At 61.5% G+C, this 26,403-nt stretch carries 25 protein-coding genes; 18 read left to right on the top strand and 7 right to left on the bottom strand.

What is annotated here, in order from left to right; all coding sequences use genetic code 11:
• Positions 1-36 precede the first annotated feature (36 nt).
• The 4 genes from betB to OO25_RS10540 all read left to right on the top strand — a co-directional run bounded on the left by betB (position 37) and on the right by OO25_RS10540 (position 4,293).
• Positions 37-1,494, top strand: a complete 1,458-nt coding sequence (gene betB, locus OO25_RS10555) for a betaine-aldehyde dehydrogenase (protein ID WP_040180032.1) — start codon at positions 37-39, stop codon at positions 1,492-1,494.
• A 211-nt stretch (positions 1,495-1,705) separates the two neighbouring features.
• The gene (gene betA, locus OO25_RS10550; RefSeq protein WP_040180030.1) at positions 1,706-3,361 is read left to right on the top strand and encodes a choline dehydrogenase; all 1,656 of its coding nucleotides are present in this window, start codon (positions 1,706-1,708) and stop codon (positions 3,359-3,361) included.
• 180 nt (positions 3,362-3,541) lie between these two features.
• A complete protein-coding gene (locus OO25_RS10545) occupies positions 3,542-3,781 on the top strand; it encodes a YdcH family protein (protein ID WP_040180027.1) in 240 nt (79 codons plus the stop codon).
• Positions 3,782-4,104: 323 nt separating this feature from the next.
• Positions 4,105-4,293: a hypothetical protein gene (locus tag OO25_RS10540; protein ID WP_040180026.1), complete on the top strand. Its 189-nt coding sequence runs from the start codon at positions 4,105-4,107 to the stop codon at positions 4,291-4,293.
• Between the two features lie 104 nt (positions 4,294-4,397).
• Here OO25_RS10540 and OO25_RS10535 read toward each other — a convergent pair whose 3' ends face one another.
• The 3 genes from OO25_RS10535 to OO25_RS10525 all read right to left on the bottom strand — a co-directional run bounded on the left by OO25_RS10535 (position 4,398) and on the right by OO25_RS10525 (position 8,401).
• Positions 4,398-5,786 carry a short-chain fatty acyl-CoA regulator family protein gene (locus OO25_RS10535; RefSeq protein ID WP_040170434.1) on the bottom strand — a complete coding sequence of 463 codons (1,389 nt, stop codon included), beginning with the start codon at positions 5,784-5,786 and terminating at the stop codon, positions 4,398-4,400.
• 126 nt (positions 5,787-5,912) lie between these two features.
• Positions 5,913-7,124, bottom strand: a complete 1,212-nt coding sequence (locus OO25_RS10530) for a multidrug effflux MFS transporter (protein WP_040180024.1) — start codon at positions 7,122-7,124, stop codon at positions 5,913-5,915.
• Between the two features lie 47 nt (positions 7,125-7,171).
• The gene (locus tag OO25_RS10525) at positions 7,172-8,401 is read right to left on the bottom strand and encodes a M10 family metallopeptidase (RefSeq protein WP_242407025.1); all 1,230 of its coding nucleotides are present in this window, start codon (positions 8,399-8,401) and stop codon (positions 7,172-7,174) included.
• A gap of 217 nt (positions 8,402-8,618) precedes the next feature.
• Between OO25_RS10525 and OO25_RS10520 the strand changes: the two genes are divergently transcribed.
• The 7 genes from OO25_RS10520 to OO25_RS10490 all read left to right on the top strand — a co-directional run bounded on the left by OO25_RS10520 (position 8,619) and on the right by OO25_RS10490 (position 15,337).
• The gene (locus tag OO25_RS10520) at positions 8,619-10,151 is read left to right on the top strand and encodes an acyl-CoA carboxylase subunit beta (RefSeq protein WP_040180020.1); all 1,533 of its coding nucleotides are present in this window, start codon (positions 8,619-8,621) and stop codon (positions 10,149-10,151) included.
• Positions 10,152-10,576: 425 nt separating this feature from the next.
• Positions 10,577-10,951 carry a DUF6497 family protein gene (locus OO25_RS10515; protein WP_242407024.1) on the top strand — a complete coding sequence of 125 codons (375 nt, stop codon included), beginning with the start codon at positions 10,577-10,579 and terminating at the stop codon, positions 10,949-10,951.
• Between the two features lie 283 nt (positions 10,952-11,234).
• Positions 11,235-11,375 (top strand): hypothetical protein, encoded by a 141-nt coding sequence (locus tag OO25_RS22960; RefSeq protein WP_014880466.1) that lies wholly within the window; start codon positions 11,235-11,237, stop codon positions 11,373-11,375.
• 69 nt (positions 11,376-11,444) lie between these two features.
• Positions 11,445-11,801 carry a hypothetical protein gene (locus OO25_RS10510; RefSeq protein ID WP_040180017.1) on the top strand — a complete coding sequence of 119 codons (357 nt, stop codon included), beginning with the start codon at positions 11,445-11,447 and terminating at the stop codon, positions 11,799-11,801.
• 552 nt (positions 11,802-12,353) lie between these two features.
• The gene (locus OO25_RS10500; protein ID WP_040170447.1) at positions 12,354-12,557 is read left to right on the top strand and encodes a hypothetical protein; all 204 of its coding nucleotides are present in this window, start codon (positions 12,354-12,356) and stop codon (positions 12,555-12,557) included.
• 200 nt (positions 12,558-12,757) lie between these two features.
• Positions 12,758-14,803, top strand: a complete 2,046-nt coding sequence (locus tag OO25_RS10495) for an acetyl/propionyl/methylcrotonyl-CoA carboxylase subunit alpha (protein WP_040180290.1) — start codon at positions 12,758-12,760, stop codon at positions 14,801-14,803.
• A 9-nt stretch (positions 14,804-14,812) separates the two neighbouring features.
• Positions 14,813-15,337, top strand: a complete 525-nt coding sequence (locus OO25_RS10490) for a hypothetical protein (RefSeq protein WP_242407023.1) — start codon at positions 14,813-14,815, stop codon at positions 15,335-15,337.
• Between the two features lie 88 nt (positions 15,338-15,425).
• Here the strand turns inward: OO25_RS10490 and OO25_RS10485 are convergent, their stop codons facing one another.
• A complete protein-coding gene (locus tag OO25_RS10485; RefSeq protein ID WP_040170450.1) occupies positions 15,426-16,031 on the bottom strand; it encodes a DUF4174 domain-containing protein in 606 nt (201 codons plus the stop codon).
• A 130-nt stretch (positions 16,032-16,161) separates the two neighbouring features.
• Between OO25_RS10485 and OO25_RS10480 the strand changes: the two genes are divergently transcribed.
• The 7 genes from OO25_RS10480 to OO25_RS10450 all read left to right on the top strand — a co-directional run bounded on the left by OO25_RS10480 (position 16,162) and on the right by OO25_RS10450 (position 22,755).
• Positions 16,162-17,169 carry a hypothetical protein gene (locus OO25_RS10480; protein ID WP_242407022.1) on the top strand — a complete coding sequence of 336 codons (1,008 nt, stop codon included), beginning with the start codon at positions 16,162-16,164 and terminating at the stop codon, positions 17,167-17,169.
• The gene (gene scpA, locus OO25_RS10475) at positions 17,132-19,255 is read left to right on the top strand and encodes a methylmalonyl-CoA mutase (RefSeq protein WP_040180012.1); all 2,124 of its coding nucleotides are present in this window, start codon (positions 17,132-17,134) and stop codon (positions 19,253-19,255) included. The genes OO25_RS10480 and scpA overlap by 38 nt, the downstream gene beginning before the upstream one ends.
• Positions 19,256-19,397: 142 nt before the next feature.
• Positions 19,398-19,988, top strand: coding sequence for a VOC family protein (locus OO25_RS10470; protein ID WP_040180011.1), 591 nt, complete (start codon positions 19,398-19,400; stop codon positions 19,986-19,988).
• Positions 19,985-20,509: a GNAT family N-acetyltransferase gene (locus OO25_RS10465; RefSeq protein WP_040180008.1), complete on the top strand. Its 525-nt coding sequence runs from the start codon at positions 19,985-19,987 to the stop codon at positions 20,507-20,509. Before OO25_RS10470 ends, OO25_RS10465 begins: the two co-directional genes overlap by 4 nt.
• A 9-nt stretch (positions 20,510-20,518) precedes the next feature.
• A complete protein-coding gene (locus OO25_RS10460) occupies positions 20,519-21,217 on the top strand; it encodes a molecular chaperone DjiA (RefSeq protein ID WP_040180006.1) in 699 nt (232 codons plus the stop codon).
• Entirely contained in the window at positions 21,198-22,193 is a 996-nt protein-coding gene (locus OO25_RS10455) for an endonuclease/exonuclease/phosphatase family protein (protein WP_040180005.1), read from the top strand. Before OO25_RS10460 ends, OO25_RS10455 begins: the two co-directional genes overlap by 20 nt.
• A 121-nt stretch (positions 22,194-22,314) precedes the next feature.
• On the top strand, positions 22,315-22,755 hold the full coding sequence (locus OO25_RS10450; protein WP_040180004.1) for a hypothetical protein: 441 nt from the start codon (positions 22,315-22,317) through the stop codon (positions 22,753-22,755).
• Here the strand turns inward: OO25_RS10450 and OO25_RS10445 are convergent.
• From OO25_RS10445 to OO25_RS10435, 3 genes are read right to left on the bottom strand one after another with little or no spacing between them, the layout of a single operon-like run.
• Positions 22,752-24,311: a Ppx/GppA family phosphatase gene (locus tag OO25_RS10445; RefSeq protein WP_040180003.1), complete on the bottom strand. Its 1,560-nt coding sequence runs from the start codon at positions 24,309-24,311 to the stop codon at positions 22,752-22,754. The two genes, OO25_RS10450 and OO25_RS10445, sit on opposite strands and share 4 nt — an antisense overlap.
• Positions 24,312-24,358: 47 nt before the next feature.
• Positions 24,359-25,141, bottom strand: a complete 783-nt coding sequence (locus OO25_RS10440; RefSeq protein WP_040180002.1) for a chromosomal replication initiator protein DnaA — start codon at positions 25,139-25,141, stop codon at positions 24,359-24,361.
• Positions 25,142-25,149: 8 nt separating this feature from the next.
• Positions 25,150-26,217, bottom strand: a complete 1,068-nt coding sequence (locus OO25_RS10435) for an AI-2E family transporter (protein ID WP_040180001.1) — start codon at positions 26,215-26,217, stop codon at positions 25,150-25,152.
• Positions 26,218-26,403 lie beyond the last annotated feature (186 nt).

Genomic DNA, 26,403 nt, shown 5'->3' with positions numbered 1-26,403 from the left:
TCTGGCCCTAAATATCCCCGCCGGAGGCATAAAATCATGACACACCCCGCACAACCCAAAGCCAGCCACTTTATCAACGGCGAATACGTCGAGGACACCGCCGGCACGCCGATCCCGGTGATCTACGCCGCCACAGGCGAGCAGATCGCCACCGTCCATGCCGCAACTCCGGCGATCGTCGAACAGGCGCTCTCCACCGCCAAAGCAGCCCAGAAAGAATGGGCCAAAATGACCGGCACCGAACGCGGCCGCATTCTGCGCCGCGCTGCCGATATCATGCGCGACCGCAACCACGATCTCAGCGTGCTGGAAACCTATGATACCGGCAAACCGCTGCAGGAAACGCTGGTTGCCGACGCCACCTCCGGTGCTGACGCGCTGGAGTACTTCGGCGGTCTGGCGGCCTCGCTGACCGGTGAGCATATCCCGCTGGGCGAGGACTGGGTCTATACCAAGCGCGAGGCACTGGGCCTGTGTGTGGGCATCGGTGCCTGGAACTACCCGACGCAAATTGCCTGCTGGAAAGGCGCGCCTGCCTTGGCCTGCGGTAATTCCATGGTGTTTAAGCCGTCCGAGACCACACCCTTATGTGCCTTGAAAGTCGCCGAGATCCTGATCGAGGCTGGTGCCCCTGCGGGTGTCTTCAACGTCGTCCAGGGCATGGGCGAAGTGGGCGGCGCGCTGGTCACTGATCCGCGCGTCGACAAGGTCTCGCTGACCGGCTCGGTGCCTACCGGCAAGAAAGTCTATGCCGCCGCCGCCGCAGGTATGAAGCACGTCACCATGGAACTGGGCGGCAAGTCGCCGCTGATCATTTTTGATGATGCTGACATCGACAACGCTGTGGGCGGTGCCATCAATGGCAACTTCTACTCCTCCGGCCAGGTCTGTTCAAACGGCACCCGCGTGTTTGTGCAAAAAGGCATCAAGGAAAAATTCCTCGCCCGTCTGGCCGAGCGCACCGGCAACGCCATCCTCGGCGACCCGATGGATGAGGCCACCAGCTTTGGCCCGATGGTCACCGAGAACCAGATGAACATCGTGCTGGGTTATATCGAGAAGGGCAAGGAAGAGGGCGCCCGCGTGATCTGCGGCGGCGCGCGCGCGGATATGGACGGTTATTACATCCAGCCCACCGTCTTTGCTGATGTGACCGACGAGATGACCATTGCACGCGAAGAAATCTTTGGCCCGGTCATGTCCGTCCTCGATTTCGACACCGAGGAAGAGGTCGTAGCTCGCGCCAATGACACCGAATTCGGTCTGTCGGCTGGTGTGTTCACCAAGGATTTCACCCGCGCCCACCGCGTGATTGGCAACCTTGAGGCGGGCAGCTGCTTCATCAACTCCTACAATGACGCGCCGGTGGAGGCGCCGTTTGGTGGAGTGAAGGCTTCCGGCGTCGGCCGCGAGAACTCGAAAGAGGCGATCAAGCACTTCAGCCAGGTGAAATCCGTCTACGTCCGCATGGGCGACGTCGAAGCGGCGTTCTGATTGCCCTTTTGGGCCACGCCCACCCACCCGCCCCGTTGCCCAAAAGGGCAAAAGGGAAGGGGTTGCTGAGAGGTCTGCTGAGGGCGCTTTGCATCCTCAGCAGACCAGAACAATGATGAGGCAGATTCGGAATGCCTCAAGGACAAGCCGCGCCAAGGCGCGGTGCCACAGGCATCCTTGACCCACCCCGAATCCGCAATGGAGAGACGCAATGAATGCGGATTATGTGATTGTCGGCGCCGGATCAGCCGGCTGTGCCATGGCGTATCGGCTCAGTGAGGCCGGGAAATCGGTGCTGGTCATCGAACACGGGGGCACAGATGCGGGCCCCTTCATCCAGATGCCTGGCGCGCTGAGTTATCCGATGAATATGTCGATGTACGACTGGGGATATAAATCCCAGCCGGAACCGCATCTGGGGGGCCGTGAGCTGGTCTGCCCACGTGGTAAGGTGATTGGCGGGTCGTCCTCGATCAACGGGATGGTCTATGTGCGCGGCCATGCGGGCGATTACAACCATTGGGCCGACAGCGGCGCTGCGGGCTGGTCCTACGCCGACGTGCTGCCCTATTTCAAACGCATGGAAACCTGGGATGACCGTGGCCATGGCGGCGATCCCGACTGGCGTGGCACCGACGGCCCGCTGCATGTGACCCGCGGCCCCCGCGACAACCCGCTGCACGCAGCCTTCGTCAAGGCAGGGGAGCAGGCCGGCTATCCGGTGACCAAGGATTACAACGGCGAGCAGCAAGAGGGCTTTGGCCCGATGGAAATGACGGTCCACAAGGGCCAGCGGTGGTCGGCTGCCAACGCTTATTTGAAACCTGCCCTGAAGCGCGACAATTGCGAGATGATCCGCGCCCTGGCGCGCAAGGTGGTCATTGAGGACGGGCGCGCCGTTGGGGTGGAGGTCGAGCGCGGCGGCAAGATCGAAGTGATCCGGGCAAAGGCCGAGGTCATTCTTGCGGCATCTTCGCTGAACTCGCCCAAGCTGCTGATGCTCTCCGGCATTGGTCCGGCGAAACATCTGGCCGAACATGGTATTGAGGTTGTGGTTGACCGCCCCGGCGTCGGGCAAAACCTGCAGGATCATCTGGAATTCTACTTCCAGTTCGCCTCCAAACAGCCGATTACGCTGTTCAAATACTGGAACCTCTTCGGCAAGGCGTTGGTCGGCGCGCAGTGGCTCTTCACCAAAACCGGCCTTGGGGCCTCCAACCAGTTCGAAAGCGCCGCGTTCATCCGCTCTGACAAAGGGGTGGACTACCCGGATATCCAATACCACTTCCTGCCGATTGCCGTGCGCTACGACGGGCAGGCCGCAGCTGAAGGCCACGGGTTCCAGGCCCATGTCGGCCCGATGCGGTCGGATTCGCGCGGGGAGGTCACGCTGGCCTCTGCCGACCCCAAGGACGCGCCGAAGATCCTGTTCAACTATATGTCGACCGAGAAGGACTGGGAGGATTTCCGCAAATGTGTCCGCCTGACCCGCGAAGTCTTTGCGCAGGATGCGATGAAACCCTTCGTCAAACATGAGATCCAGCCCGGCGACGCGCTGCAGTCTGACGAAGAGCTGAACGGCTTCATCAGAGAGCACGTTGAAAGCGCCTATCACCCCTGTGGCACCTGCAAAATGGGTGCGGTGGAGGATCCGATGGCGGTGGTTGATCCGGAATGCCGTGTCATCGGGGTTGAGGGACTGCGCGTTGCCGACAGTTCGATCTTTCCCCGGATCACCAATGGTAACCTCAATGGCCCCTCGATCATGACCGGCGAGAAGGCCTCTGACCATATTCTGGGCCGCCGCCTGCCGTCGTCCAATGCGGAGCCCTGGTTCAACCCGAATTGGGAAGGCTCACAGCGCTAACCACTGTACGGCGATCCCGGTATCACGATCGCCCTTGGTAACGATCCCTGAAACGCCCGCTGCACAATGTTGCGCGGGCGTCTTTTTTATGCGCTGCCGCCCGGCGTTTGATCCGAGTCAAAGTGGCTGGCCGACCGTCGCCTTAAGCTCTGGCTGACGCTGAGAAAAAGGAGCGAACAGATGTCCAACACCCCGCATGAGCTGGCCGAAGAATTCCCCGATAAAACCGTGCAGATCAGCCAGCTGAAACAATCTGACGCGCATTTTGCCAAACTTTCAGATGAGTATCACGCGGTGAACCGCGCGGTGCATCGTGCGGAAACCAATGTGGAACCGGTCAGCGCCGAGGTCGAAACCGGCCTGCGCAAACAGCGCGCCGCACTGAAGGATGAAATCTGGGGCATTCTGTCCAGGGCGTGAACTCTGTCGAAAATACAGCACGGAGGGGCGCCTCGGGCGCCCTTTTGTTTTGGAGGCGGCAATTCTGACGGTTCAACGAAGGGGCCCTATTGGTCATGAAGCCTGCGGAAAACAGACCCAGCACGCCACGGCTGCGCGAGTTATGGAAACAATGCAGCAATAGGGGGTGACTGTTTCCGCCGCACCGCGAAGATTAACCAAATTTCATCAAATTTGAGGCAAAATAGGGTGATCTCCCACGCTTTCGTATAGTCTCGACACAGCAAACGAATGGGCTTCGGCGCGGATCATTGCCGAAGCGGTCAGAGTTGAGGAGACGCCAGATGGAACAGAGCTGCCAGACTGTTTTTGGTGAGGACATGCACGGAACCGCTGGGACTGACAGCGATGCCGAAATTCTGGCGGCTGTGCGCCGGGTCCTGACCGCTGAGGATATCAGCCATCCAGATGTTGTGGAGCCGCCCCGGAAGGCCTCCTTAGTGTCCACACTTCTGACCCGGCTGCGCGGCTGATCTGCCTGTCTTGTGTGGAGGCCGCTGCGCCACCCGGGGACCAGGGCCCCTGCGAACCCCTTAGCAACGTCCTTCTGTAAGGAATTGTGTCGCAGCCGACACGGTCAGCTCACCTCATAGGGCAGCACGCCGCGTTGGTCGGTGTCGATGCTCAGCCGACGTTCCAGCGGTGGCACCGACCGCTGATGACAGTCGCGCCGCTCGCAAATGCGGCAGGAGATCCCGATCGGTTCATAGGCGCTGTCCTGGCTCACATCCAGCGTATCGGCATAGACCAGCGCATCGGCGTGGCGCACCTCACATCCCAGCGCGATGGCATAGCGGCGCACCGGTGAGCCAAAGGAGCCGCCGGGTTTCGAGACATCCCGCGCCAGCGAGATATAGCGCACCCCATCCGGCGTCTCTGCCAGCTGCCGTAGGAACCGCCCCGGCGTTTCAAACGCGCGGTGCACATTCCATAAGGGACAGGCGCCGCCGAAACGGGCGAATTGCAATCTGGTGGCCGAGTGGCGCTTGGTGATTGTGCCCGCCTGATCCACCCGGACAAAGAAAAACGGCACCCCCTTGGCACCGGGGCGCTGCAGCGTCGACAGCCGGTGGGCCACCTGCTCGATTGAGGCGCCAAAGCGCGTGGAGAGAAGTTCCAGATCGTGGCGGCATTCGACCGCCGCTTCCAGAAACTGCCGATAGGGCATCATCGCCGCCCCGGCGAAGTAATTGGCCAACCCGATCTTGGCAATGGAACGGGCCGCGTCGCTGTGGAATTTTGCAAAATCCAGCGTCGCCTCCAAGAGGTCATTCTGATGCAGCAGTGCCACCTGCAACAGCAGCTGAAACAGCTGTGTCTGCGGCGAAGCCCGGTTGGACAGTCGCAGCACCTTTCCCGCCGGATCAAATTTGCGCAGCCCGTCGATATCGCCGAACACCACGCTGATCCCGGCCTGATCCAGCGCCGCGATTGCCGCGCTGCGCGCATCCAGCCGCCCGCAGAAATTCTCTGCCGCGCGGTCGACCGCGTCGATATAGTTGTCACAATAATGGAAAAAGTCGCGCACCTCTTCCCAAGGGGAGGCCTGAATGCGCGCATCCTCCCGCCCCAACGCCTCATCCAGAGAGGCCAGCCGCTCATGGGTCTGCCGATAGGCACGGTGCAGGGTCAGCAGCGCCCGCGCCAAGGCTGGTGCGTTGGAAGCCGTCAGCCGCAGATCCGCCATCGGGGGCGTGTCATCGGCAAAGACAGGATCGGCCATCACTTCGCGCATGTCACTGACCAGCCGCTCACTGTCGCCGGCAGACAGCTCCGTCACGTCCAGCCCAAATTCCTGCGCCAGCGCCAGCACCACAGTTGTCGACACCGGCCGGTTGTTGTTTTCCATCTGATTGAGATAGGGCAGGGAGACGCCCAGTTTGGCGGCAAACTCTTTTTGTGTCAGCGACAGGCGCAGCCGCATTTCCCGCAGCTTGGCCCCGGCATAGAGTTTCTGTTGCGCCATGTGAGCTACCTTTGCAAACTTAGGGTGTCGCAATTGTAGAATTGCAAATCAATTGGCGCAATAGGGGGGGCTGGACTGAGGTGTTGAGCGCCCCGGCTGCGGAACGGCTCCTTTCAGATACCCGGTTCAGATACCCAATGATTTCTCGCGACGGATCACCACCCGGATCGAGACGAAGCCCAGAACGGCGGTCCCCAGCATGATCGCCAGCAGGGGCACCGGGGTTGAACCGGGCACCAGCAGATAGCCGGCATAAGCGCTGAGACCCGCGCCCACCCCAATCATAATCGCCCCTGCCAGGCCAGAGGCCGTCCCCGCCAGATGTGGGCGCACAGAAATGGCACCCGCCGTGGCATTGGGGATCGCCATACCGTTGCCCAGCCCGACAAAGGTCATGAACCCGAAGAAGGAATAAACGCTGTCGGCCCCCACCAGTGCCAGTCCCAGCGACAGCGCGACGCCAACCCCGTTGATCAGGCAGCCCCAAAGCACCATCTGATTAAGACCAATTCGCACAGAGTAGCGCCCGGACAGGAAATTGCCGGCGAAATAGCCAACAGCGGGGGAGGCGAAATAGACCCCAAGCTGCGCCGCCGACAGCCCATAGACCTGCGTCCCCATAAAGGGCGCGCCGCCGAGGTAGGCGAAAAACGCCCCTGACGACAGGCCTGAGGCCAGCGAATAGCCCCAGAATCGCGGCGACCGCAGCAATTCCGGGTATTCACGGAACTGCGCCATCAGCGTCTTGCCACTCTTGCGCGCGGTTTCGCCCAGATCCAGATAGGCGATCGCAAATGTGCCAGCACCCAGCGCCATCAACAGCCAGAAGTTCGCCTTCCAGCCGATGGTTTCCTCCAGTGCTCCGCCAATCATCGGGCCGATCATCGGCACAACGGCCATGCCCATGGTGACATAGCCGATCATGCTGGCGGCCTGATCGCTGTCATAGATGTCGCGCACGGCGGCGCGGCTCAGCACCATAGCCGAGGCAACGATCGCCTGGCACATCCGGAACAACAGGAAAATCTCGGCCGAGGGCGCGTAAAGACAGCCCAGCGTTGCCAGAAGGAACAGCGCCACCCCCCAGAGGATCACCGGGCGCCGTCCCAATTTGTCCGATATCGGTCCGACAACGATCTGGACCACCGCGCTCACCGCGAGGTAGAGCGCGACCGACAACTGCATGAGACTATAATCAGCATCAAAATACCGTGCCATCCCAGGAAGGGAGGGCAGAAAGATATTCATCGCCAGCGCCGACAGTCCTGATAGCAGGATCAGCGTGCCGATATTTGGGTTGGACCGGCGGTCCAGAAATCGCCGCGGAATGGTTCGCATGTGAACGAGTTAGGTCACACCGCGGCGATTGTCCATATTTAGTGGCCTCAGACCAGCAGATCGTCGCTGATTTGATCCAGCGTCATATTGCGCAGGGTGATGCTGTGGTTGCCTTCAAGGTCAAAGTAGAGATCGTCCCCCACCTCACTGGCGCGGGCCAGCACATCCGCTTTGCTGCCGTGGCCCACGATCCGCAGGGTGTCGATATCATCCTGAAAATCGCGGATGGTGTCATTGCCGCCCTTGCGGGCAAAGATGAACAGATCCGCGCCGCTGTTGCCCACCAATCGGTCATTGCCGCCAGCGCCGTTCAGCCGGTCATTGCCGCCTCCGCCGACCAGCAGATCCACACCGCTGTTGCCGTTCAGCGCGTCATTGCCGCCGTCGCCACGCAGCGTGTCGCGCCCGCCGCCGCCCACCAGCCGGTTGCTTGCATCATTGCCGGTGATGCGATCACGTCCGCGGCCGCCGATGGCATTCTCAATGGTGACCCCCTCGGCAATGGTCACATCACTGTCGGCATCAAAGCTGGAGAAATGCATCTCTCGCAGGTCCAGCGCCACCGCAGTGGTGCGGTCGCTGGCGTTGAAGGTATCCGTCCCTCCGGTGTCCCAAACCACATCCACGGTATCCGTGCGCGATCCGCGATACGTGGTGTTGCCGGTGTTGAAATCCGCAGCCCCCCAGATGTCCTGCAGTGCCAGCACATCAAACAGCATCATTGCATCGCTGTCCTGGCCGTTCAGGGGGTTTTCACGGTAGGACATCACAGAATAGAGGTTGCTGTCATAGTCTTCGGGTAGGTTTGAATCATGGGTGTGCTGCAGGCCAAGAGCATGTCCCAGTTCATGCAGGATCAGGCTCTCGCGATTGTCCTGTGACATATCCAATGTGTTATCAAACACCGCATAGCCATCCCAGCGGGTAATGTCATCGCCGCGGTAGCTCATGCTGTAGCCGCCGATGCCGACGGTGCTGCCCGGTATCGTTACCGAGCCAAGGTTGAGGTCCGGATCACTGGAGCCTTGGACCTCGACAAAATCGACGTTGAGGAAGGTCTCGATATGGTCGAAAGCCTCAGCGAAGGCGGCTCTCTCTGCGGCGCTGAAATTTTGCCAGCCGGAGTAGTTCGAGCCGGTGGGCAGGTCGCCCGGCGCGGAATTGCCCGCGAACTGATAAGTGATGGTGAGGCGGGGTGCATTGTCGGTGTTGACCGGGTTGCGGGTGTAGAACCCGTCGAACTGCATGGCTTGGATGATCTGGGAAGGTTGTAACATGGGGGGTGTTCCGTTTCCGTTAGTCGACCCCGGTGATACGAGCACATCCGTCAGCACATCAAGAACGCCCGCCGCTTCGGCCGTCTCTGCGCGGTTCTGTGCTGATTTGCAAATTAGCGAAGCTTCTACGCAAATGCTTTGCAAATTTGCCATTATTGCCTTTGGCTTCGCGTGTTCAGCGTTTATGGTCGCCTGAAATTCAACAGGGGGCATGGCCATGAAAGATATCCTTTCCGAGCTCGAAGACCGTCGCAACGCAGCGCGACTGGGTGGCGGACAAAAGCGGATCGACGCCCAGCACGGGCGCGGCAAACTGACCGCGCGCGAGCGGATCGAGCTGCTGTTGGACGAGGGTAGTTTCGAAGAATTCGATATGTTCGTGGCGCACCTCTGCACCGATTTCGGCATGGAAAACCAACGCCCCGCGGGCGATGGCGTGGTCACTGGCTGGGGCACCATCAATGGCCGGATGGTCTATGTTTTCAGCCAGGATTTCACCGTGTTCGGCGGCTCCCTGTCGGAGACCCACGCGCAAAAGATCTGCAAGATCATGGATATGGCGGTGCAGAATGGCGCGCCGGTCATTGGTATCAATGATTCCGGTGGTGCGCGCATTCAGGAGGGCGTCGCCTCGCTCGCCGGATATGCCGAAGTGTTCCAGCGCAACATCATGGCCTCCGGTGTGGTGCCACAGATTTCCGTCATCATGGGCCCCTGTGCCGGCGGCGCGGTCTACTCCCCCGCGATGACCGATTTCATCTTCATGGTGAAAGACACATCCTACATGTTCGTGACCGGCCCCGACGTGGTGAAGACCGTCACCAATGAGGTCGTGACAGCCGAAGAACTGGGCGGGGCCTCGACCCACACCAAGAAGTCCTCGGTGGCCGATGGGGCGTTCGAAAACGATGTAGAAGCCTTGGCAGAGGTCCGCCGACTGGTCGACTTCCTGCCGCTGAACAATCGCGAAAAACCGCCGGTGCGCCCCTTCTTTGATGAGCCGGGCCGCGTTGAGACCTCGCTCGACACTCTGATTCCAGAGAATCCCAACACGCCCTACGACATGAAGGAACTGATCCACAAAGTCGCGGACGAGGGGGATTTCTACGAAATTCAGGAAGATTTCGCCAAAAACATCATCACCGGGTTCATCCGCCTTGAGGGGCAGACCGTGGGAGTTGTCGCCAACCAGCCGATGGTTCTGGCGGGCTGCCTCGACATCGATTCCAGCCGCAAGGCTGCACGGTTTGTCCGCTTCTGTGATTGTTTCGAGATCCCGATCCTGACGCTTGTGGATGTGCCGGGATTCCTGCCGGGCACCAGCCAGGAATACGGCGGTGTCATCAAACATGGCGCGAAACTGCTCTTTGCCTATGGTGAGGCGACCGTGCCCAAAGTGACCGTCATTACCCGCAAGGCCTATGGCGGCGCTTACGACGTGATGGCGTCCAAACATCTGCGCGGCGATTTCAACTATGCCTGGCCGACCGCGGAAATCGCGGTGATGGGCGCCAAAGGAGCGACCGAGATCATTCACCGCGCCGACCTCGCGGATGCAGACAAGATTGCCGAGCATACGAAGGACTACGAGGAGCGCTTTGCCAATCCGTTTGTGGCGGCGGAACGCGGCTTCATCGACGAGGTGATCATGCCGCAATCCACCCGCAAACGCGTCAGCCGCGCCTTTGCGTCGCTGCGGGGCAAGCAGCTGAAAAACCCGTGGAAGAAACACGACAATATCCCTCTTTGAGGTCCGGACCATTCCGGAATTCCTGAACCCAGACCCTTGCGGCCAAAGGTAAATATCGCCTTGGTTGCGAGGGGAGATGAGGATGCAACCCTGATGTCAACGCCACGATTTGCCGGGATATGCTGCCGCGATGGCGGGGAAAGCCTGTGGGAAATCAGGGGTCTGGAACCAATCCTCGGCAATCAGGGTGGATTGTTCGCAAAATGCGATCAATTTGAGCGACCACATGCGTTAGCGCCCACATTTGCGTCTTTGTTTGACACCGGAACCGAATCTGCCCCATGATCCGCGCCAGCTCATATCGGACAGCGCGCACCGCGTGTGCAGCGCCTGCAGCCCCGACAGGAGGAGCCCATCGTTTTTGGGGTCGGGGCTGCGGTATTGGGCCTGTCATCACATCTGTTTCCTGCGCCTCTCTGATTGCGTTGGCCCTGTGCCTTGGCACTGCGGGGCAGGCGGATGCTGGTCCCTTTGATGTGCCCTCGGGGCAGAGCGTCGATCTCCATGAGGTGCTTCTGGATGAAGCCACTGGCGAACTCTGGGTGCGCTTCCGCTTTCTGGCGCCACAGATCGCACGCGATCTCGCCGTAATTAGCTACGAACAGGCGGCACCGGATATGGACCACCTCTGCCAGACACTTGCCTTGGCCTACCTGCAGCAGCATCAGCTGGCGCCCGCCCGCGTGGTGATTTCGCTGTCGGACCGTGCAGTGCCCTTTGGCGAGGCGGATGCCGCCGCAACCCAATTCTTCGAAAGCTACCGCCCCGAAGGTGACAGCTGCATCTGGGAGGCCTTCTGATGATCTCCTGTCTGCCACCGGATATTCGCGCCGGAGACCTCCGGTCGTTGCATCCGGCGCCGGTCGCTCCCGGCGTCACAAATACGCCGATCAAGGCTGAAAACTGGCGCTTTTTTGCAGCTTTATCCTGCGAACTGCCGCCGTGTTCGGCTTTGGGATGTGAAACGGTGCGCATCTCGGCTATTCTCGCGCCGGATCACATGCGTGTGATCTGTTATTTGAGGATGAGGCAGGCGCCGGCCGTGGCCCGCGCAGGTTTCAAAGACACAATTGGGAGACAGAAATGTCCAAAAGCATCAAACTCGTTGCCCTCGCGGGCCTGCTTGCAGCCGCCGCAGCCTGCGCACAGCAGGAAGAAGAATACGTCGTTGTCGAGCCCGAGCCGATTTCGGCTGAGCCGGTCTACACCGGCAAATACAAGTAATCACTACAGGGGTCCGGCCCTGCGGCCGGACTCCACCGTCCCGCGGGGTGCCGGATCGGAGGCACCATCATGCTAAAACACCGCGGCTTCCCCGGTCGTCTGCCGGGCACCGATTTTCAATTCATCATTCGTCGACCCAACCCCAAAGGGGTCACGCCAATCACCAGGCGCGAGCGGTTTCGTGACCGCCGTCCGGCGGACCGGCGTGCCGATGCCGGATTCATGCAGGCGCTTTGGGACTGCTTTGGCGATCAGCCTTTTGAACGGGGCAATCTGGATGCGGGCCGTCTCAGCTGGCTGTTTGGCCGCGAGGTGATCGCGGCTGAAGACCCGTTTGATCCCGAAAGCTATGAGGCACTGCTGGTCATCGACGTCGATGCCGCCCAGTTGTCCTTTCCCGAGGTTTTCGACGGATGCGCCCGTTAGGATGTCGGCCGGGATCCTGCATAGCCCTCTTTGCTGTGACCGCCATGTGGGGCGGTTGCGGCACGGTGGTGACGACAGGAACCCGGCGAATCTGTTGCTGGCGTCGTCCACGGATCTGCCTGTCTTAAGGGCCATAAAGTGGCCCGTCGGACTGCGGGGCGGTGACACTAACTGGCGGTCAAATAGGCCTTTTTGGGCTGATTTCGGCGTAATTTTGCACGGGACTTTCCAGTTTGCGCGACTTCTCGCCAAATCCGCGTGGTTTGTAATTCTGGGGATGTTTCTGCGCCGGGCTGGAGGCAATCTGAAAAAGACAGGTCAGCCTGTCGTGCATCTGATCCAGCCCCTTCGCCTGGAAGGGCAGGTTTGCCCCCCCAATCGCGGCCTGCCCATTTTTTCCTTGGATGCAAAGGCGGAAGCTTGCCAATTGCCCCCCAGTGTTTGGCAGGCTTCTGCGCATCCTCTTGATGCAGATCGGATATCCTTGCCTCCTGTTCGGGGGGCTGCAAACAGTTGTGCAGAGCTTGGATCACACAACGAAGGATCACCCCCATGCAGGCAAAACTCATCCTTGCGGCCTTTGGCCTCTGCACCACACTTGCCGCCTGTGGCGATACCACGGGCGAACAGGTCGTCTATGGCGCCGGCGCCGGCGCGGTTGGCTCGGCGCTTCTCAACGGCAATCTGGTCACAGGTGCAGCTGTTGGTGCCGCCGCCAATGTCATCTACTGCAAGGAAAATCCGCGCAAGTGCTAAGGCCGCTTGCCCGCAGGCAGGTCTGACGTCTGACCGCTTGCCCCGCGTGGGCATGCGCCAGAACCGCATATCCATCACCGCACAAAGGCTGCGCCCGGAGATCTCTCCGGCGTGGCCTTTTTTGTGCTCCGACGAAGCCAAGACCGTGGCGGGGCATGTCCTCGCGCCTCACGGAAGACACCGAAGACAAGGGACAGCCAATGTTTGAGAAGATCCTGATCGCCAACCGGGGCGAGATCGCCTGCCGCGTCATCAAGACCGCCCGCAAGATGGGCATCAAGACCGTTGCCATCTATTCGGACGCCGACAAGCAGTCCCTGCATGTGAAGATGGCGGATGAAGCCGTCCATATCGGCCCGCCGCCCGCCAACCAGTCCTATATCGTCATCGACAAGGTGATGGAGGCGATCCGCGCAACCGGCGCGCAGGCGGTGCATCCGGGCTATGGTTTCCTGTCGGAAAACGCCAAATTCGCCGAGGCGCTGGCCGCTGAAGGCGTCGCCTTTGTCGGCCCGCCGGTCGGCGCGATTGAAAGCATGGGTGACAAGATCACCTCGAAGAAAATCGCGCAGGAGGCAGGTGTTAGCACCGTTCCTGGTTACATGGGGTTGATTGCCGACGCCGATGAGGCAGTGAAAATCTCCAATGAGATCGGTTATCCGGTGATGATCAAGGCCTCCGCTGGCGGCGGTGGCAAGGGGATGCGGATCGCCTGGAACGACGAGGAAGCCCGCGAAGGTTTCCAGTCCTCCAAAAACGAGGCGGCGAATTCCTTTGGTGATGACCGGATTTTCATCGAGAAATTTGTGACGCAACCGCGCCACATCGAAATTCAGGTGCTCTGCGACGCCCATGGCAATGGCATCTATCTGGGGGAGCGGGAATGTTCGATCCAGCGCCGCAACCAGAAAGTGGTGGAAGAGGCGCCGTCGCCGTTCCTGGATGAAGACACCCGCCGCGCCATGGGGGAACAGGCCGTGGCGCTGGCGAAGGCTGTGGGATATGCCTCCGCCGGCACCGTGGAATTCATCGTCGATGGCGAGAAGAATTTCTATTTCCTGGAAATGAACACCCGTCTTCAGGTGGAACACCCGGTGACCGAGCTGATCACCGGTGTCGATCTGGTCGAACAGATGATCCGCATCGCCGGGGGGGAACCGCTGTCGATCACCCAGAACGACGTCAAGCTGAACGGCTGGGCCATTGAGAACCGCCTTTACGCTGAAGATCCCTATCGGGGGTTCTTGCCCTCCATCGGGCGTCTGACCCGCTATCGTCCGCCGCAGGAGGTTGCCGCAGGCCCGTTGCATGACAGCGGCAAATGGCAGGGGGATGCCCCGGCCGGTGAGCTTGCTGTGCGCAATGACACTGGCGTTTTTGAAGGCGGCGAAATCTCGATGTATTACGATCCGATGATCGCCAAACTCTGCACCTGGGGTCCCACCCGCGAGGCGGCGATTGCGGCAATGCGGGATGCGCTCGATGGGTTTGAGGTTGAGGGGATTGGCCACAACCTGCCGTTCCTCAGCGCGGTGATGGATCACCCGATCTTCATCGCGGGCACCATGACCACCGCCTTCATCGAGGAGCAGTATCCTGAGGGCTTCAACGGGGTCGAGCTGCCGGAACAGGATCTGCGCAAGATTGCAGCCGCCTCCGCCGCCATGCACCGGGTTGCGGAAATCCGCCGCACCCGCGTATCTGGGCGGATGGACAATCACGAACGCAAGGTCGGCAGCGACTGGGTTGTGACTCTTCAGGATGTCGCCTTCAACGTAACGGTAGATGCGGATCGTGACGGCTCCACCGTGCGCTTTGACGATGGCAGCGCGCTGCGCGTCGCCTCCGACTGGACGCCCGGCGACCAGCTGGCGCGGTTGACCGTCGGCGATGACAGCTTGGTGGTCAAAGTTGGCAAGATCTCCGGCGGCTTCCGCATCCGCTCGCGTGGGGCCGATCTGAAGGTCCATGTCCGCACCCCGCGTCAGGCCGAACTGGCCAAGCTGATGCCGGAAAAAATCGCCCCCGATACCTCCAAGCTGCTGCTCTGCCCGATGCCGGGACTGGTGGTGAAACTGGAGGTCGAAGTCGGCGATGAGGTGCAGGAAGGTCAGGCGCTTTGCACGATTGAGGCGATGAAAATGGAGAATATCCTGCGCGCCGAGAGGAAAGGCGTGGTCAGCGCGATCAACGCCGCCGCTGGTGACAGCCTCGCCGTTGACGAAGTGATCATGGAATTCGAATAACACCACATGATGTCGGTGCAGTCATATCACAAACTGGCGCGTGTCGCCTGTGTGGCGCTGGCCCTTTCGGGGCTGGCGGGCTGCGCCTTGCAAGATGAGGCGGCGGCCCGTGCCGCCGTTGGCGATTGGGTGCAGCTGGGGGAGACGCAGTATTACTTCTCCCGCCGCAACTGCGCTGCAGGCGTGTTTGAGGTGAAGGCGACCCGCATTTCATCGCTGCTGACCAAGGCGCGGTCGATCCGCGCGGGGCTGCGCCACCTCGACAAAAACCGACCCGTCGCCTTTGAGGTCGACGGCCTGTCGCCCAATATGGTCTCGGTTCAGGTGATGACGATGGATCAGGGCCGCGGCAACGGCATTTTTGCAGCCGGCATCGTTGGTAAGGACTGCATGCTGGAGGAGGTCAGCCGCGCTTATCTCTTGGCGCTCCTCGATCCCACATCTGTGTTGATTTATGAACCGCGCGCCCGTTTTATGGCGGTGGTGGGTCGCAGCAACCGACGCCTGTTTTACGCGCAGGGCGGGGGGGCGTGATGCGCCGTCGCTCTCTTCTTGGCGCTTGGCACTCAAGTTGCAGCGGCACCCGCAACCGCGGCACCAGCCTGCAGCGGACCGTGCCTGATCAGCTGCCGCGCCGCTCCTCCACCTCGCGCAGGCGGGAGGGGAATTTGTCAATTGTCCGGCTCAGCTCGCGCACGGTCCAGGGTTGCGGTTTGCGCAGTTTGACGCCGCCATCCTTGCCGATCAGCACCAGCATGAACCCCCTTGGCCGCAGCTTTTTGCGCAGCGCAGATTTCACGCCGGGGTCGGTATCGGTCAGCACGACGACATCCCGCTCCAGCAAGGCCTCGGCCCCGTCCGCCAACCGCTCCATTTGTTCGTGGAAGCGTGGATCAGCAGGGCTGTCGGCAAACACCACGATGGGCCGATGCAGCCACATCAGCTCATCGAGATCAACACTGGCGCCGGGTCGCACCAATTGCACCAGCGGGTCGGCAGGCGGATCCGCAACCTCTGCCAGCGCCTCGGCGTCGCTTGCCCCAGGCGATGTGGTCTCTTCCGTCATGACCCCGGCGTCCTCCGCGGCAGCAGCGGCAGCCTGTTGTGCTAGGCCTGCAGACGGCAGCCCCATGGCAAGCAGAGCCGCCAGCCCCAGTATCCCAGCCGATCCAATCCGCGGTTCGGCTAGTCCAAAACGGTTTTTTCCAAAGACAAACAAGTGTTTCATCAGCTCTCCTGTAGCGATGAATATATGCCCCATCCCGGTAATTGCGATGGGGAATCCTGCGCTCGGGGCAAAAAAAGCGCGCCACTGCAACAGCCGCACACGGCGCATTAACCGCATCGTCAGCCTCCCTGTGGCACGCTCTTGGCCTCTGCAAACCCGGCTGTCTGCCCTGCGCGACGCCACCATCGGGACGACACTGGCTATGGATATCATGCTACATATCGGCGCGCATCGCTGCGCGACGGGGTATTTTCAGGGCTTCCTCGCCCATCACGCGGCGCGGCTGCGGCAGGATGGGCTTGCGATCTGGGGGCCAGAGCAAACCCGCGATGGGCTGTTGCATGGCATCCAACCCGGTCCTGTGCCGGTCACCGGTCGTGATCTGGCAACCCGCGCGCGAGGCCGTCTGCGGCTACGCATCGCAACAGAGGCCGCCGCCGGCGCCCAACGCCTACTGATCAGTGACACGGATCTGATGGGCGGCGCCCATGACCTTTTGCAGCAACGCCAGATCTATGCCGGGATCGGCGTGCGTCTTGCCCGCTTTGATGCCGCCTTTGACGGGCAGGTGCGCGATGTGATGCTGAATCTGCGCAGCCCGGATCGCTTCTGGACCTCCCTGCTGACCCAGATGGTGGCCAATGGGCACCCGCTGCCCTCGGCTGCGGTGCTGGGCCAGATCGCCGCCCATCCGCGCAGCTGGCGCGACGTCATCACCGATATCGCCTGCGCAATGCCCAATGCCCGCATCCGGGTGATGCCCTATGAAACCTATGGCGACCGCCCCGAGGTACAGCTGGCCCTGCTTGCCGGTCCACGTCTGGCGCGGGTCTCTCTCTCCGATCGGCTCAACCGTTCCGACGGGCTGCCGACCCTGCGCCACCGCCTGGCCGCCAATGTGGCCCGCGATCTGCCGCGCGGGGAGGGCCGTTGGAGCCCGTTTTCCGACATTCAATCCGCAGCGCTGCGCGAGCGCTACGCCGACGATCTGATGTGGCTGCAAGGCGGCGCCGATGGTCTGGCAGAGCTGATGCGCGACCCTGACAAACACGCGGTGGGCTCGAACCCGCCCCCCTACGACCTGACAAGAGGAACTTCCGATGACGACCAAAACCGACGATTGGCGGGCTCTGGCTGAAAAGGAACTGCGCGGCCGCCCGCTGGACGCGCTGACCTGGAACACGCTGGAAGGTATTGATGTCAAACCGCTCTATACTGAAGCGGATACCAAAGATCTGCCCCATATGGGCACCTTGCCCGGCTTTGGCCCCTTTACCCGCGGGGTGAAGGCCACGATGTACGCAGGCCGCCCCTGGACCATCCGCCAATATGCGGGCTTCTCCACCGCTGAAGAATCCAACGCCTTCTACCGCCGCAACCTCGCCGCCGGTCAGCAGGGCGTCTCAGTCGCGTTCGATCTTGCCACGCACCGTGGTTACGACAGCGATCACCCCCGCGTTGTCGGTGATGTCGGCAAGGCCGGCGTGGCCATCGACAGTGTCGAGGACATGAAGGTCCTGTTTGACGGCATCCCGCTGGATCAGGTCTCGGTCTCCATGACCATGAACGGCGCGGTGATCCCGATCCTGGCCAACTTCATCGTCGCGGGCGAGGAGCAGGGCCATGACAGATCACTGCTGGCAGGCACCATTCAGAATGACATTCTGAAAGAGTTCATGGTCCGCAACACCTATATCTATCCGCCCGAACCCTCGATGCGGATCATTTCGGACATCATCGAATACACTTCGAATGAGATGCCGAAGTTCAACTCCATCTCGATCTCCGGCTATCACATGCAGGAGGCGGGCGCGAACCTCGTGCAGGAGCTGGCCTATACCCTTGCGGACGGGCGCGAATATGTGCGCGCTGCGATGGAGGCGGGCATGGATGTCGATAAATTCGCAGGCCGTCTGTCGTTCTTCTTCGCCATTGGCATGAATTTCTTCATGGAAATCGCCAAACTGCGCGCCGCCCGGACGCTCTGGCATCGTGTGATGACCGATTTTGGCGCGCAGAACGACCGCTCCAAGATGCTGCGCACCCACTGTCAGACCTCGGGCGTCTCCTTGCAGGAACAGGATCCCTATAACAACGTGATCCGCACCGCCTATGAGGCGATGTCGGCGGTACTGGGCGGCACGCAATCCCTGCACACCAACGCGCTGGACGAAGCTATCGCGCTGCCCACCGATTTCTCCGCCCGCATTGCCCGCAACACCCAGCTGGTGTTGCAGGAGGAAACCGGCGTCACCAATGTGGTCGATCCGCTGGCCGGCTCCTACTATGTCGAAAGCCTCACCAATGAGCTGGTGGAAAAGGCCTGGGCGCTGATGGAAGAGGTCGAGGAGATGGGCGGCATGACCAAGGCTGTCGCTTCCGGGATGCCGAAACTGCGCATCGAGGAAAGTGCCGCCAAACGTCAGGCGATGATCGATCGCGGCGAAGAGGTGATCGTCGGCGTCAACAAATACCGCAAGGAGAAGGAAGACCCGATCGACATTCTGGATGTCGACAATGTTGCCGTCCGTGAAAGCCAGATCGCCCGTCTCGAAACCCTGCGCGCAGACCGTGACAACGCCGCCTGCGAGGCCGCGCTGGACAATCTGACCCGCGTCGCAAAGGAAGGCGGCAACCTTCTCGCCGCCGCTGTCGAAGCTGCGCGTGCGCGCGCCTCAGTCGGAGAGATCTCCATGGCAATGGAAAAGGAATTCGGCCGCCATAGCGCCGAGGTCAAAACCCTCGCCGGGGTCTATGGTGCCGCGTATGAGGGCGACGAAGGCTTTGCCGCCATTCAGAAATCCATCGAAGACTTTGCCGAGGCAGAGGGCCGTCGCCCGCGTCTTCTGGTGGTCAAGATGGGTCAGGACGGTCACGACCGCGGCGCCAAGGTGATCGCCACAGCCTTTGCCGATATCGGTTTTGACGTCGATGTCGGCCCGCTGTTCCAGACCCCGGATGAGGCCGCACAGGACGCCATCGACAATGACGTGCATGTGGTCGGGATCTCGTCACAGGCGGCGGGTCACAAAACGCTGGCCCCGCAGCTGGTCAAGGCGCTGAAGGAGCAGGGCGCAGAGGATATCATCGTGATCTGCGGCGGGGTCATTCCGCAGCAGGACTACCAGTTCCTCTATGACAATGGCGTCAAGGCAATCTTTGGCCCCGGCACCAACATCCCCGAGGCGGCGCAGGACATCCTGAAACTGATCCGCCAGAGCTGATCTGCCTGATCTGCCTACCGTTTGGGCAATGACACACCCGTCCCGGACTGCCGGGGCGGGTGTGTTTCTTTCCCGCTTGCGCCTGTGCCCCTGCAGGCTAGTCTCCCCGCAGCATGATCCGCAGGAACAAGGGGGAGACGTCATGGAGCTTGATCATCTGGCCGTGGCCGCAGACACGTTGGACGCGGCCGTCGCCCATGTCGAAGACAGCCTTGGCGTGCCGATGCAACCCGGCGGCAGCCATGCGGTCTTTGGCACGCACAACCGGCTCCTTGGCCTAGCCGATGGGCTCTACCTTGAAGCCATTGCCATTGACCCCGCCGCGACACCGCAGCGCAGCCCGCGCTGGTTCGATCTGGATCGCCGTGCGGGGCCTGCGCGGATCACCAACTGGATCTGCCGCTGCGATGATCTGGCCGCGGCGCTGGACAACGCCCCGCAGGGGGCAGGCGAGATCGTTGATCTGCAACGCGGCAATCTGCGCTGGCAAATGGCGGTGCCTGCGGATGGCGTTCTCCCCTTCGACAATATGTTCCCAGCGCTGATGCAGTGGCACAGCCCCCATCCTGCTGACGCACTCACCCAGCAGGGCTGCACCCTGCGCCGTCTGCATCTGTCACATCCGGGCAGCATGGCGCTGCCGCTTGATGATCCGCGGGTAGAGATCCACCGCGGCCCGGCCGGGTTCGAGGCAGAATTTGACACCCCCCATGGGCCAAGGGTGCTGCGATGAATGTCCGACAGGCGCGCCCGGCAGATGCCAGCGCCATCGCCGCGATCACCAATCAGATCATTCGCGACACGCTGATCACCTTCACCACGGATGAAAAGACGGCGGCAGAGGTCGCGGCTGACATCACCGTAAAAGGCCCGCATATGCAGGTGGCGGAGGAGGCGGGTGAGATCCTCGGCTATATCAGTCTTGGTACCTTTCGCAGCGGCCCCGGCTATGCGCGCAGCGGTGAGCACACGATCTACCTCAGTGACACCGCGCGGGGCCGGGGGGCGGGGCGGGCGCTAATGGCCGCTATTGAAGAGGTTGCGCGCCGCGATGGCATTCACGTGCTTGTCGCAGGCATCAGCGCCGTAAACGCAGTGGGCCTGGCCTTTCACGCCGCCATGGGCTTTGCCGAGGTGGGGCGGATGCCTCAGGTAGGCTACAAATGGGGCCGGTGGCTCGATCTGGTCCTGATGCAGAAAATTCTCTCCCCCAAAGAGGTTGGGGCCGCTGACAGCCCAGCCAAACCGCGATAGTCTGCCCTTATGTCACTCTGGACCCGCATCACCGAAGCGCTCTCTGCGCTGGCCTCCGGTCAGAGCCTCTCCGAGGTGTTCGACAGTCTGCGCGCGCCGCCGGAACGCAGTGTTGCCTTTGCCATTGCGGTGATCGCGCTTGGCGCCAAAATGGCCAAGGCGGACGGGCAGGTCACCCGTGATGAGGTCACCGCCTTTCGTGAGGTGTTTCAGATCGCCGCCGAGGATGAGGCCGGGGCCGCGCGGGTCTTTGACCTCGCGCGGACTGATATCGCGGGCTATCAGGACTATGCCGCCCGCATTCAGAAGATGTTTGCCAATGATCCCCAGACGCTGTGCGATTTGATGGAGGGGCTGTTTCACATCGCCATGGCGGATGGGTTTTATCATCCCGGCGAAAACGAATTCCTGTCAGAGGTCAGCCGTATCTTCGGCCAGAGCGAACAACAGTTCATGGCCCTGCGCGCGCGGTTCGTGGCCGATGCGCCGCGTGATCCCTTCACCGTGCTGGGCGTGTCCCCGGATATGCCACGCGATGAGATCCGCAAGCATTGGCGGAAACTGGTGCGCGAAACCCATCCTGATTCCATGATGGCGCGTGGTGTGCCCGAGGAGGCGGTGCGCCTGGCTGAAAAGCGGATGATCGACATCAACCGTGCCTGGGACGAAATCAACGGATGCGGTGGCCATGCGGCTCGTCACCTATAACGTTGAATGGTTCTCCTCGCTGTTTGGTAATGACGACACGCTGCTGATGGATGGTGGTACGTCGGGCCGCCACGGGGTTGATCGGGTGGGCCAGACCCGCGCGCTGGCGCAGGTGTTCAAACATCTGGACGCCGATGGCATCATGGTGATTGAGGCGCCGGATACCAGCACCCGCCGCAAAACCCTGCGCGCACTGGAGTATTTCGCGCAGGAGGCTGGTTTGCGCAGTACCAAGGCGGTGATCGGCTTTGCCAATGACACCCAGCAGGAGATTGCCTTTCTCTACGACCCCGACGTGCTGACGGTGGCCCATACGCCGCGGGAAAGCACAGAGGCGCCGCGGTTTGATGGCGTGTTTCATATCGATCTGGATGTCGATGCTCAGAAAGACGCGGTGCGGTTTTCCAAACCGCCGCTGGAGTTGACCGTGACCACGCAGAGCGGCCGCGAGGTCTCGCTGATTGGCGCCCATCTGAAGTCAAAGGCCCCGCATGGTGCGCGTTCTGATGATCATGCAGTCACCCTGTCGATTGCGAACCGGCGCAAGCAACTGGCGCAGGCGATCTGGTTGCGCCGCCGGGTTGAGCAGCTTTTGGCCGAGGGGCGGGATGTCGTGGTGATGGGCGATCTCAACGATGGGCCGGGGCTGGATCAATATGAGCAGCTGTTCAACCGCTCCTCGGTGGAGATCGTGATGGAGAGCGATCTTTACGATCCCAACGCCCAAAGCCTGCTGCAGCCCCGGCTGCGGGTGATGCCCAGTTCCGCGCGTTTCTATGACAAGGCAAATAAACGTTATTTCAGTGCCTTGCTCGATTATATCATGGTGTCCTCCCGGCTACGCCAACCGGCAGGCAATTGGCGGATCTGGCATCCGTTTGAGGATGCCACCTGTTATGAAGACGTGGCGCTGCGCGAGGCGCTGCTGGCAGCTTCGGATCATTTCCCGGTCAGTCTTGATCTGGAACTGGAGTGACGGTGGTCCGCTGCGCCGCAACACGTCGCGCATGCCGACTGAACCGCGCCTATTCAATCCAGACGTGTTTCACCTATATTGGCAGCAGATGATGCCTGTTCAGCGATAAGGGAGCAATCACATGAGGTCTTGGGTCCGAATGACACCGCAGCTGCGCGGCGCTTTGGCGTTGGCTGGGCTGTTGATGCTGCCGCTGGCGCCAGCCGCACAGGCGGACACTGCGCCGACACAGAACGACGAAGGCAGCAGCCTGATGCAGCGCGGGGCAGAACTGTTCTGGGAAGGGCTGCGTCAGGAAATGGCCCCGGCACTTGATGATTTACAGGCGCTGGCGGATGACTTTGGGCCAAGCCTGCAAGGGTTCCTGTCCGAAATGGGCCCCGCGCTGGCCGAGATCGCGAACAAGGTTGAGGATTGGAGCGTCTATGAACGACCCGAAATCCTGCCCAATGGCGATATCATCATGCGCCGAAAGCCGGAAACCACCCCGGATGAAACACCGGATGCCACGCCCGAAGGGCAGCAGGATGAGGGTTTGCCCGAGGGCACAACAGACCTTTAGGGTGCCGGGGTGCCCTTGCGGATCTTCACCCGCACTTCCGCCTCCAACGAGCGGGCGAGGGAGGTCAGTCGCGCCTCGGCCACCTCGCCAAACAGCGGCTCTGCCTCGCGCGGCAGTTCCAGCAGCAGATGTTTCTTGCGCGGTTGCCAGACCAGCTTGCCGATGTCGCCATCCTTGCTGACCATCAGCATGGCGCCAAACCGCATCGCCTTGCCAAGGATCTCGGCCTCTTTCTTGCCGCGCTCATCCAACAGATCATAGAGGTATTCAAACGCCGTGCCCTGTCGTTTGTTGCGATAGCGGTGCAGCAGCGCGAGACCCAGAAACACCCGTTCGGAATGCTTCAGCCCGCCCAGATTGGCGCGGGTGGCATTGTCGAAACAGACCTCGGCGCGGTAGTCGGGGTGGGCGCGCCAGCTGACGTCATGCAGCAGGCAGGCAGCCTTGACCAACCGGGTTTTCGCATGATCGGAGGCTTTGAACAGGGGCGACACAAATTCATAGAGCGTGCGGCCAAAGCCTGGGATGCGAGCGTCCTTCTTCTCGGCAAAGCGGCTGGCCTCGATCAGCGGATCCCGGTTGCGCAGCCGCTGCGGCATCTGCTCATACAACAGCCCTTCGCGGATCCCATAGCTGGAGACGGCAATATCCTTGGGTTTGAAGGTCTTGACCAGCCGTGACAGCACATCGGCGGCATAGGGCACCAGCGACATCCGCGCGGTGGAGATACCACATTCGCTGCGTAACGCGTCCAGATCATGGGTCTCGATATAGCGCAGGGTTTCGCGCACGTCCTGCGCGTTCATGCGGTATTCATGCAGCACCCGCAGCGGATAGCCCCGCCGCGCCATGTCAATCCGCGCAATCGCCCGCCAGCTGCCGCCGACCAGAAACAGCCGGTCGTTCTGCTGGCCCATCTCGGCGCGCAAGCCTTCCATAACCTCGGTGATATGCGCCTTGCGGCCCCGTCTGCCGCCGGGAATATCGCGCAGTTTTAGCGGGCCAAGGGAGGAGGTCACGCGTTTGCCGACCTCGCCATCATGGATCTCTGCCAGTTCCATGGAGGAGCCGCCGATATCGCAGACCAGACCATAAGATCCGGGCCAGCCCAGAAGGACCCCCTGTGCGGAGAGGCGCGCCTCTTCCTGACCGTCGATGACATGGATTTTCAGCCCGGTGTCGCGCAGCACCTCATCGCAGAACTCCTGCCCGTCGCTGGCGTCGCGCACCGCAGCAGTGGCCACCACGGAGAGCGGCGGCATGTCCATGCCCTCCGCCAGATGCTGAAACCGGCGCAGCGCCGAGAGCGCACGGGCGCGCCCTTCAGGGTTCAGGCGACCGGTCTCAGACAGACCAGCCCCCAGCGCACACATGATTTTCTCATTGTAGAAATAGGCCGGACTGCGGGCTGCACCGTCAAAAATCACCATCCGCACCGAGTTGGAGCCGACGTCGACAACCCCCACCCGCGACAGCGCGCGGGCGCCCGGATCGTCAAACAAGGGGCGCTCAAATGGCCCCCAATCGGCGGTGGCAGGCTCCGGTGTCACGTGCATGTTGGCTCCGTTACGTGTCGTCAGGATGGGGGATCGCAGGGCGCGGGTCAATCGCCGGATGCGGCAGGGCGGGCGGCATCTGCGGCATCTGATTTCGGATCTGTCTCTGCGGTGGTGCGCGCCTCTGCCGGGACCTCTGCCGGTGTCGGCATTGGCCGGGCAGGGCGATCGGACATCAGCTCCACCGCCAGCATGCGCGATACCATCCGCCCTTCGGTGAGGGAGAGGCGATCCAGCTCCTCCACGATCTGCGAGGCGGCAGCAAACGACCGGTCCATATGGGCCACCAGATAGGGGATCACATCCGGTTTCGGGGTGATCTGGCGATCATTGAACAGCTTGGCCAATACCACCGACAACAGCGCGTCATCGGGGGGTTGCAGCTGCGCGTGGGGCGCGCCTTCGATCCGGCTTTGCAGATCGGGCAGCGACATGCCCCACAGATGCGGCGCCGCGCGGCCCGTCAGCATCAGCGCGTGGCCATTGGCCAGCACCAGATTGTGCAGGTGGAACAACGCGTCCTGCGCGGGCGCGCAATCGGCAATATCCGGCACATCCTCCACCGCGATTGGCCCATCGGCCAGATGCGGTACATCTTCCTTTGTCAGCTGCCAGGCGGGGATGATCTGTGCGCCTGAATTGCTGGCCCAGACATGCACCAGATGGGTTTTGCCAGAGCGTTTTGGCCCGCTCAGCACCAGCTTGCCGCCGGGCCAGGCAAACGAGGGATCCAGCATCGCCACCGCCATCGCATTGGAGGGCGCGACAAAGAAATCATCCCGCCCCAGCGCCGGTTTCGCCGGGAGATCAAAGCTCAGCTGCTGGGCCATGGGTCCGTTCAGTCCGCGTCGTTATGGGCTTTGCCCTGATAGAGTCGGCTGTCCAGATACTGTTCAACAAGGAAACGTGCAATCACCCCAAGTGCAGCCGCCACCGGCACCGCGATCAGCATGCCAACGAAGCCGAACAACGCACCAAACACCGACAGCGCCAGCAGCAGCCAGACCGGATGCAGCCCGACCGAATTGCCCACCAGTTTGGGGGTGAGAAGGTTGCCCTCAATCACCTGACCGATCATGAAAATGCCAGCCACCATACCAATCGACCACCAGTCGCCCCAGAACTGAAACAGCGCCAGACCAATCGCCAGCGCGCCGCCGATCAGCGCGCCCAGATAGGGGATGAAGGTAACCAGCCCGGCGATGAAGCCAACCGCCAGACCAAAATTCAACCCCACCACCATCAGGGCAACGGCATAATAGGTGCCAAGGATCAGGCAGACCGTGCCCATGCCGCGGATGAACGACGCCAGCACCTTGTCGATCCGGCTGGCCAGCAGGCGAATGGTCGGGGCATGGTCGCGGGGCAACAGCTCATCAATGCGGGCAACCATGCGGTCCCAGTCCAGCAGCAGATAGACGGCTACAACTGGCACGATCACAAACAGGATCAACACATTGACCAGCGACACTGCGGATCCCACGACGCCTTCCAGAACGCTGATGGCCTTGCTCTGCAGGGTTTGCGCGATGGAGACGATGGTCTGCTGCGCGCGGCTGCCCTCGTCAAACAGGGAGGGCGCCTGTTTCTGGGCGAAGTCACGCAGGTTCTGGAACGCCTCCGGCAGAACCCGTGCCAGATCAATCATTTGATAGATCAGTGTCGGCACCACCACCAGCAACATGACCACGAACAACAAGACCGCCGCCACAGTGATGACAGCCGTGGCGGCCGTCCGGCTGAGGCCCATCGCCTCCAGCCGGTCGGCAATCGGATCAATCAGATAGGCAATCGCCGCACCCAGCACAAAGGGCAGCAGCACATCGCCCAAGGCCCATAGGATGACCGCAAAGACAACGGCGGCAATGCCCCAATAATTCAATTGCTTCTGTGCCGGAAGTGCCATGTGTTGGTCCCTGCTCTCAGCCCGATCCTGTGGCGTCTGTTTGACAGAAGTCTTCGCTGATGCACAGAAGCGATGCAAGCCCAATGACCGGTTGCGGGGATCACCGCGATAGGCGGCGGCCTATGGCCCCGCTCTGCCGCCGCAAAAGCCACAAAGACAAAGCACGATTGCCCAAGGCGCGCCGAT

Origin of the sequence: Phaeobacter sp. S60, assembly GCF_000826845.1 — a bacterium.
Lineage (GTDB): Bacteria > Pseudomonadota > Alphaproteobacteria > Rhodobacterales > Rhodobacteraceae > Phaeobacter > Phaeobacter piscinae.
Note: the sequence above shows the minus strand (reverse complement) of the source record. Positions and strands in the feature narration are given on the sequence as shown.

Coding starts and splice junctions, on each gene's coding strand:
- betB (WP_040180032.1), top strand. CDS start 37: ATGACACACCCCGCACAACCCAAAGCCAGCCACTTTATCAACGGCGAA.
- betA (WP_040180030.1), top strand. CDS start 1,706: ATGAATGCGGATTATGTGATTGTCGGCGCCGGATCAGCCGGCTGTGCC.
- OO25_RS10545 (WP_040180027.1), top strand. CDS start 3,542: ATGTCCAACACCCCGCATGAGCTGGCCGAAGAATTCCCCGATAAAACC.
- OO25_RS10540 (WP_040180026.1), top strand. CDS start 4,105: ATGGAACAGAGCTGCCAGACTGTTTTTGGTGAGGACATGCACGGAACC.
- OO25_RS10535 (WP_040170434.1), bottom strand. CDS start 5,786: ATGGCGCAACAGAAACTCTATGCCGGGGCCAAGCTGCGGGAAATGCGG.
- OO25_RS10530 (WP_040180024.1), bottom strand. CDS start 7,124: ATGCGAACCATTCCGCGGCGATTTCTGGACCGCCGGTCCAACCCAAAT.
- OO25_RS10525 (WP_242407025.1), bottom strand. CDS start 8,401: ATGTTACAACCTTCCCAGATCATCCAAGCCATGCAGTTCGACGGGTTC.
- OO25_RS10520 (WP_040180020.1), top strand. CDS start 8,619: ATGAAAGATATCCTTTCCGAGCTCGAAGACCGTCGCAACGCAGCGCGA.
- OO25_RS22960 (WP_014880466.1), top strand. CDS start 11,235: ATGTCCAAAAGCATCAAACTCGTTGCCCTCGCGGGCCTGCTTGCAGCC.
- OO25_RS10510 (WP_040180017.1), top strand. CDS start 11,445: ATGCTAAAACACCGCGGCTTCCCCGGTCGTCTGCCGGGCACCGATTTT.
- OO25_RS10500 (WP_040170447.1), top strand. CDS start 12,354: ATGCAGGCAAAACTCATCCTTGCGGCCTTTGGCCTCTGCACCACACTT.
- OO25_RS10495 (WP_040180290.1), top strand. CDS start 12,758: ATGTTTGAGAAGATCCTGATCGCCAACCGGGGCGAGATCGCCTGCCGC.
- OO25_RS10490 (WP_242407023.1), top strand. CDS start 14,813: ATGTCGGTGCAGTCATATCACAAACTGGCGCGTGTCGCCTGTGTGGCG.
- OO25_RS10485 (WP_040170450.1), bottom strand. CDS start 16,031: ATGAAACACTTGTTTGTCTTTGGAAAAAACCGTTTTGGACTAGCCGAA.
- scpA (WP_040180012.1), top strand. CDS start 17,132: ATGACGACCAAAACCGACGATTGGCGGGCTCTGGCTGAAAAGGAACTG.
- OO25_RS10470 (WP_040180011.1), top strand. CDS start 19,398: ATGGAGCTTGATCATCTGGCCGTGGCCGCAGACACGTTGGACGCGGCC.
- OO25_RS10465 (WP_040180008.1), top strand. CDS start 19,985: ATGAATGTCCGACAGGCGCGCCCGGCAGATGCCAGCGCCATCGCCGCG.
- OO25_RS10460 (WP_040180006.1), top strand. CDS start 20,519: ATGTCACTCTGGACCCGCATCACCGAAGCGCTCTCTGCGCTGGCCTCC.
- OO25_RS10455 (WP_040180005.1), top strand. CDS start 21,198: ATGCGGCTCGTCACCTATAACGTTGAATGGTTCTCCTCGCTGTTTGGT.
- OO25_RS10450 (WP_040180004.1), top strand. CDS start 22,315: ATGAGGTCTTGGGTCCGAATGACACCGCAGCTGCGCGGCGCTTTGGCG.
- OO25_RS10445 (WP_040180003.1), bottom strand. CDS start 24,311: ATGCACGTGACACCGGAGCCTGCCACCGCCGATTGGGGGCCATTTGAG.
- OO25_RS10440 (WP_040180002.1), bottom strand. CDS start 25,141: ATGGCCCAGCAGCTGAGCTTTGATCTCCCGGCGAAACCGGCGCTGGGG.
- OO25_RS10435 (WP_040180001.1), bottom strand. CDS start 26,217: ATGGCACTTCCGGCACAGAAGCAATTGAATTATTGGGGCATTGCCGCC.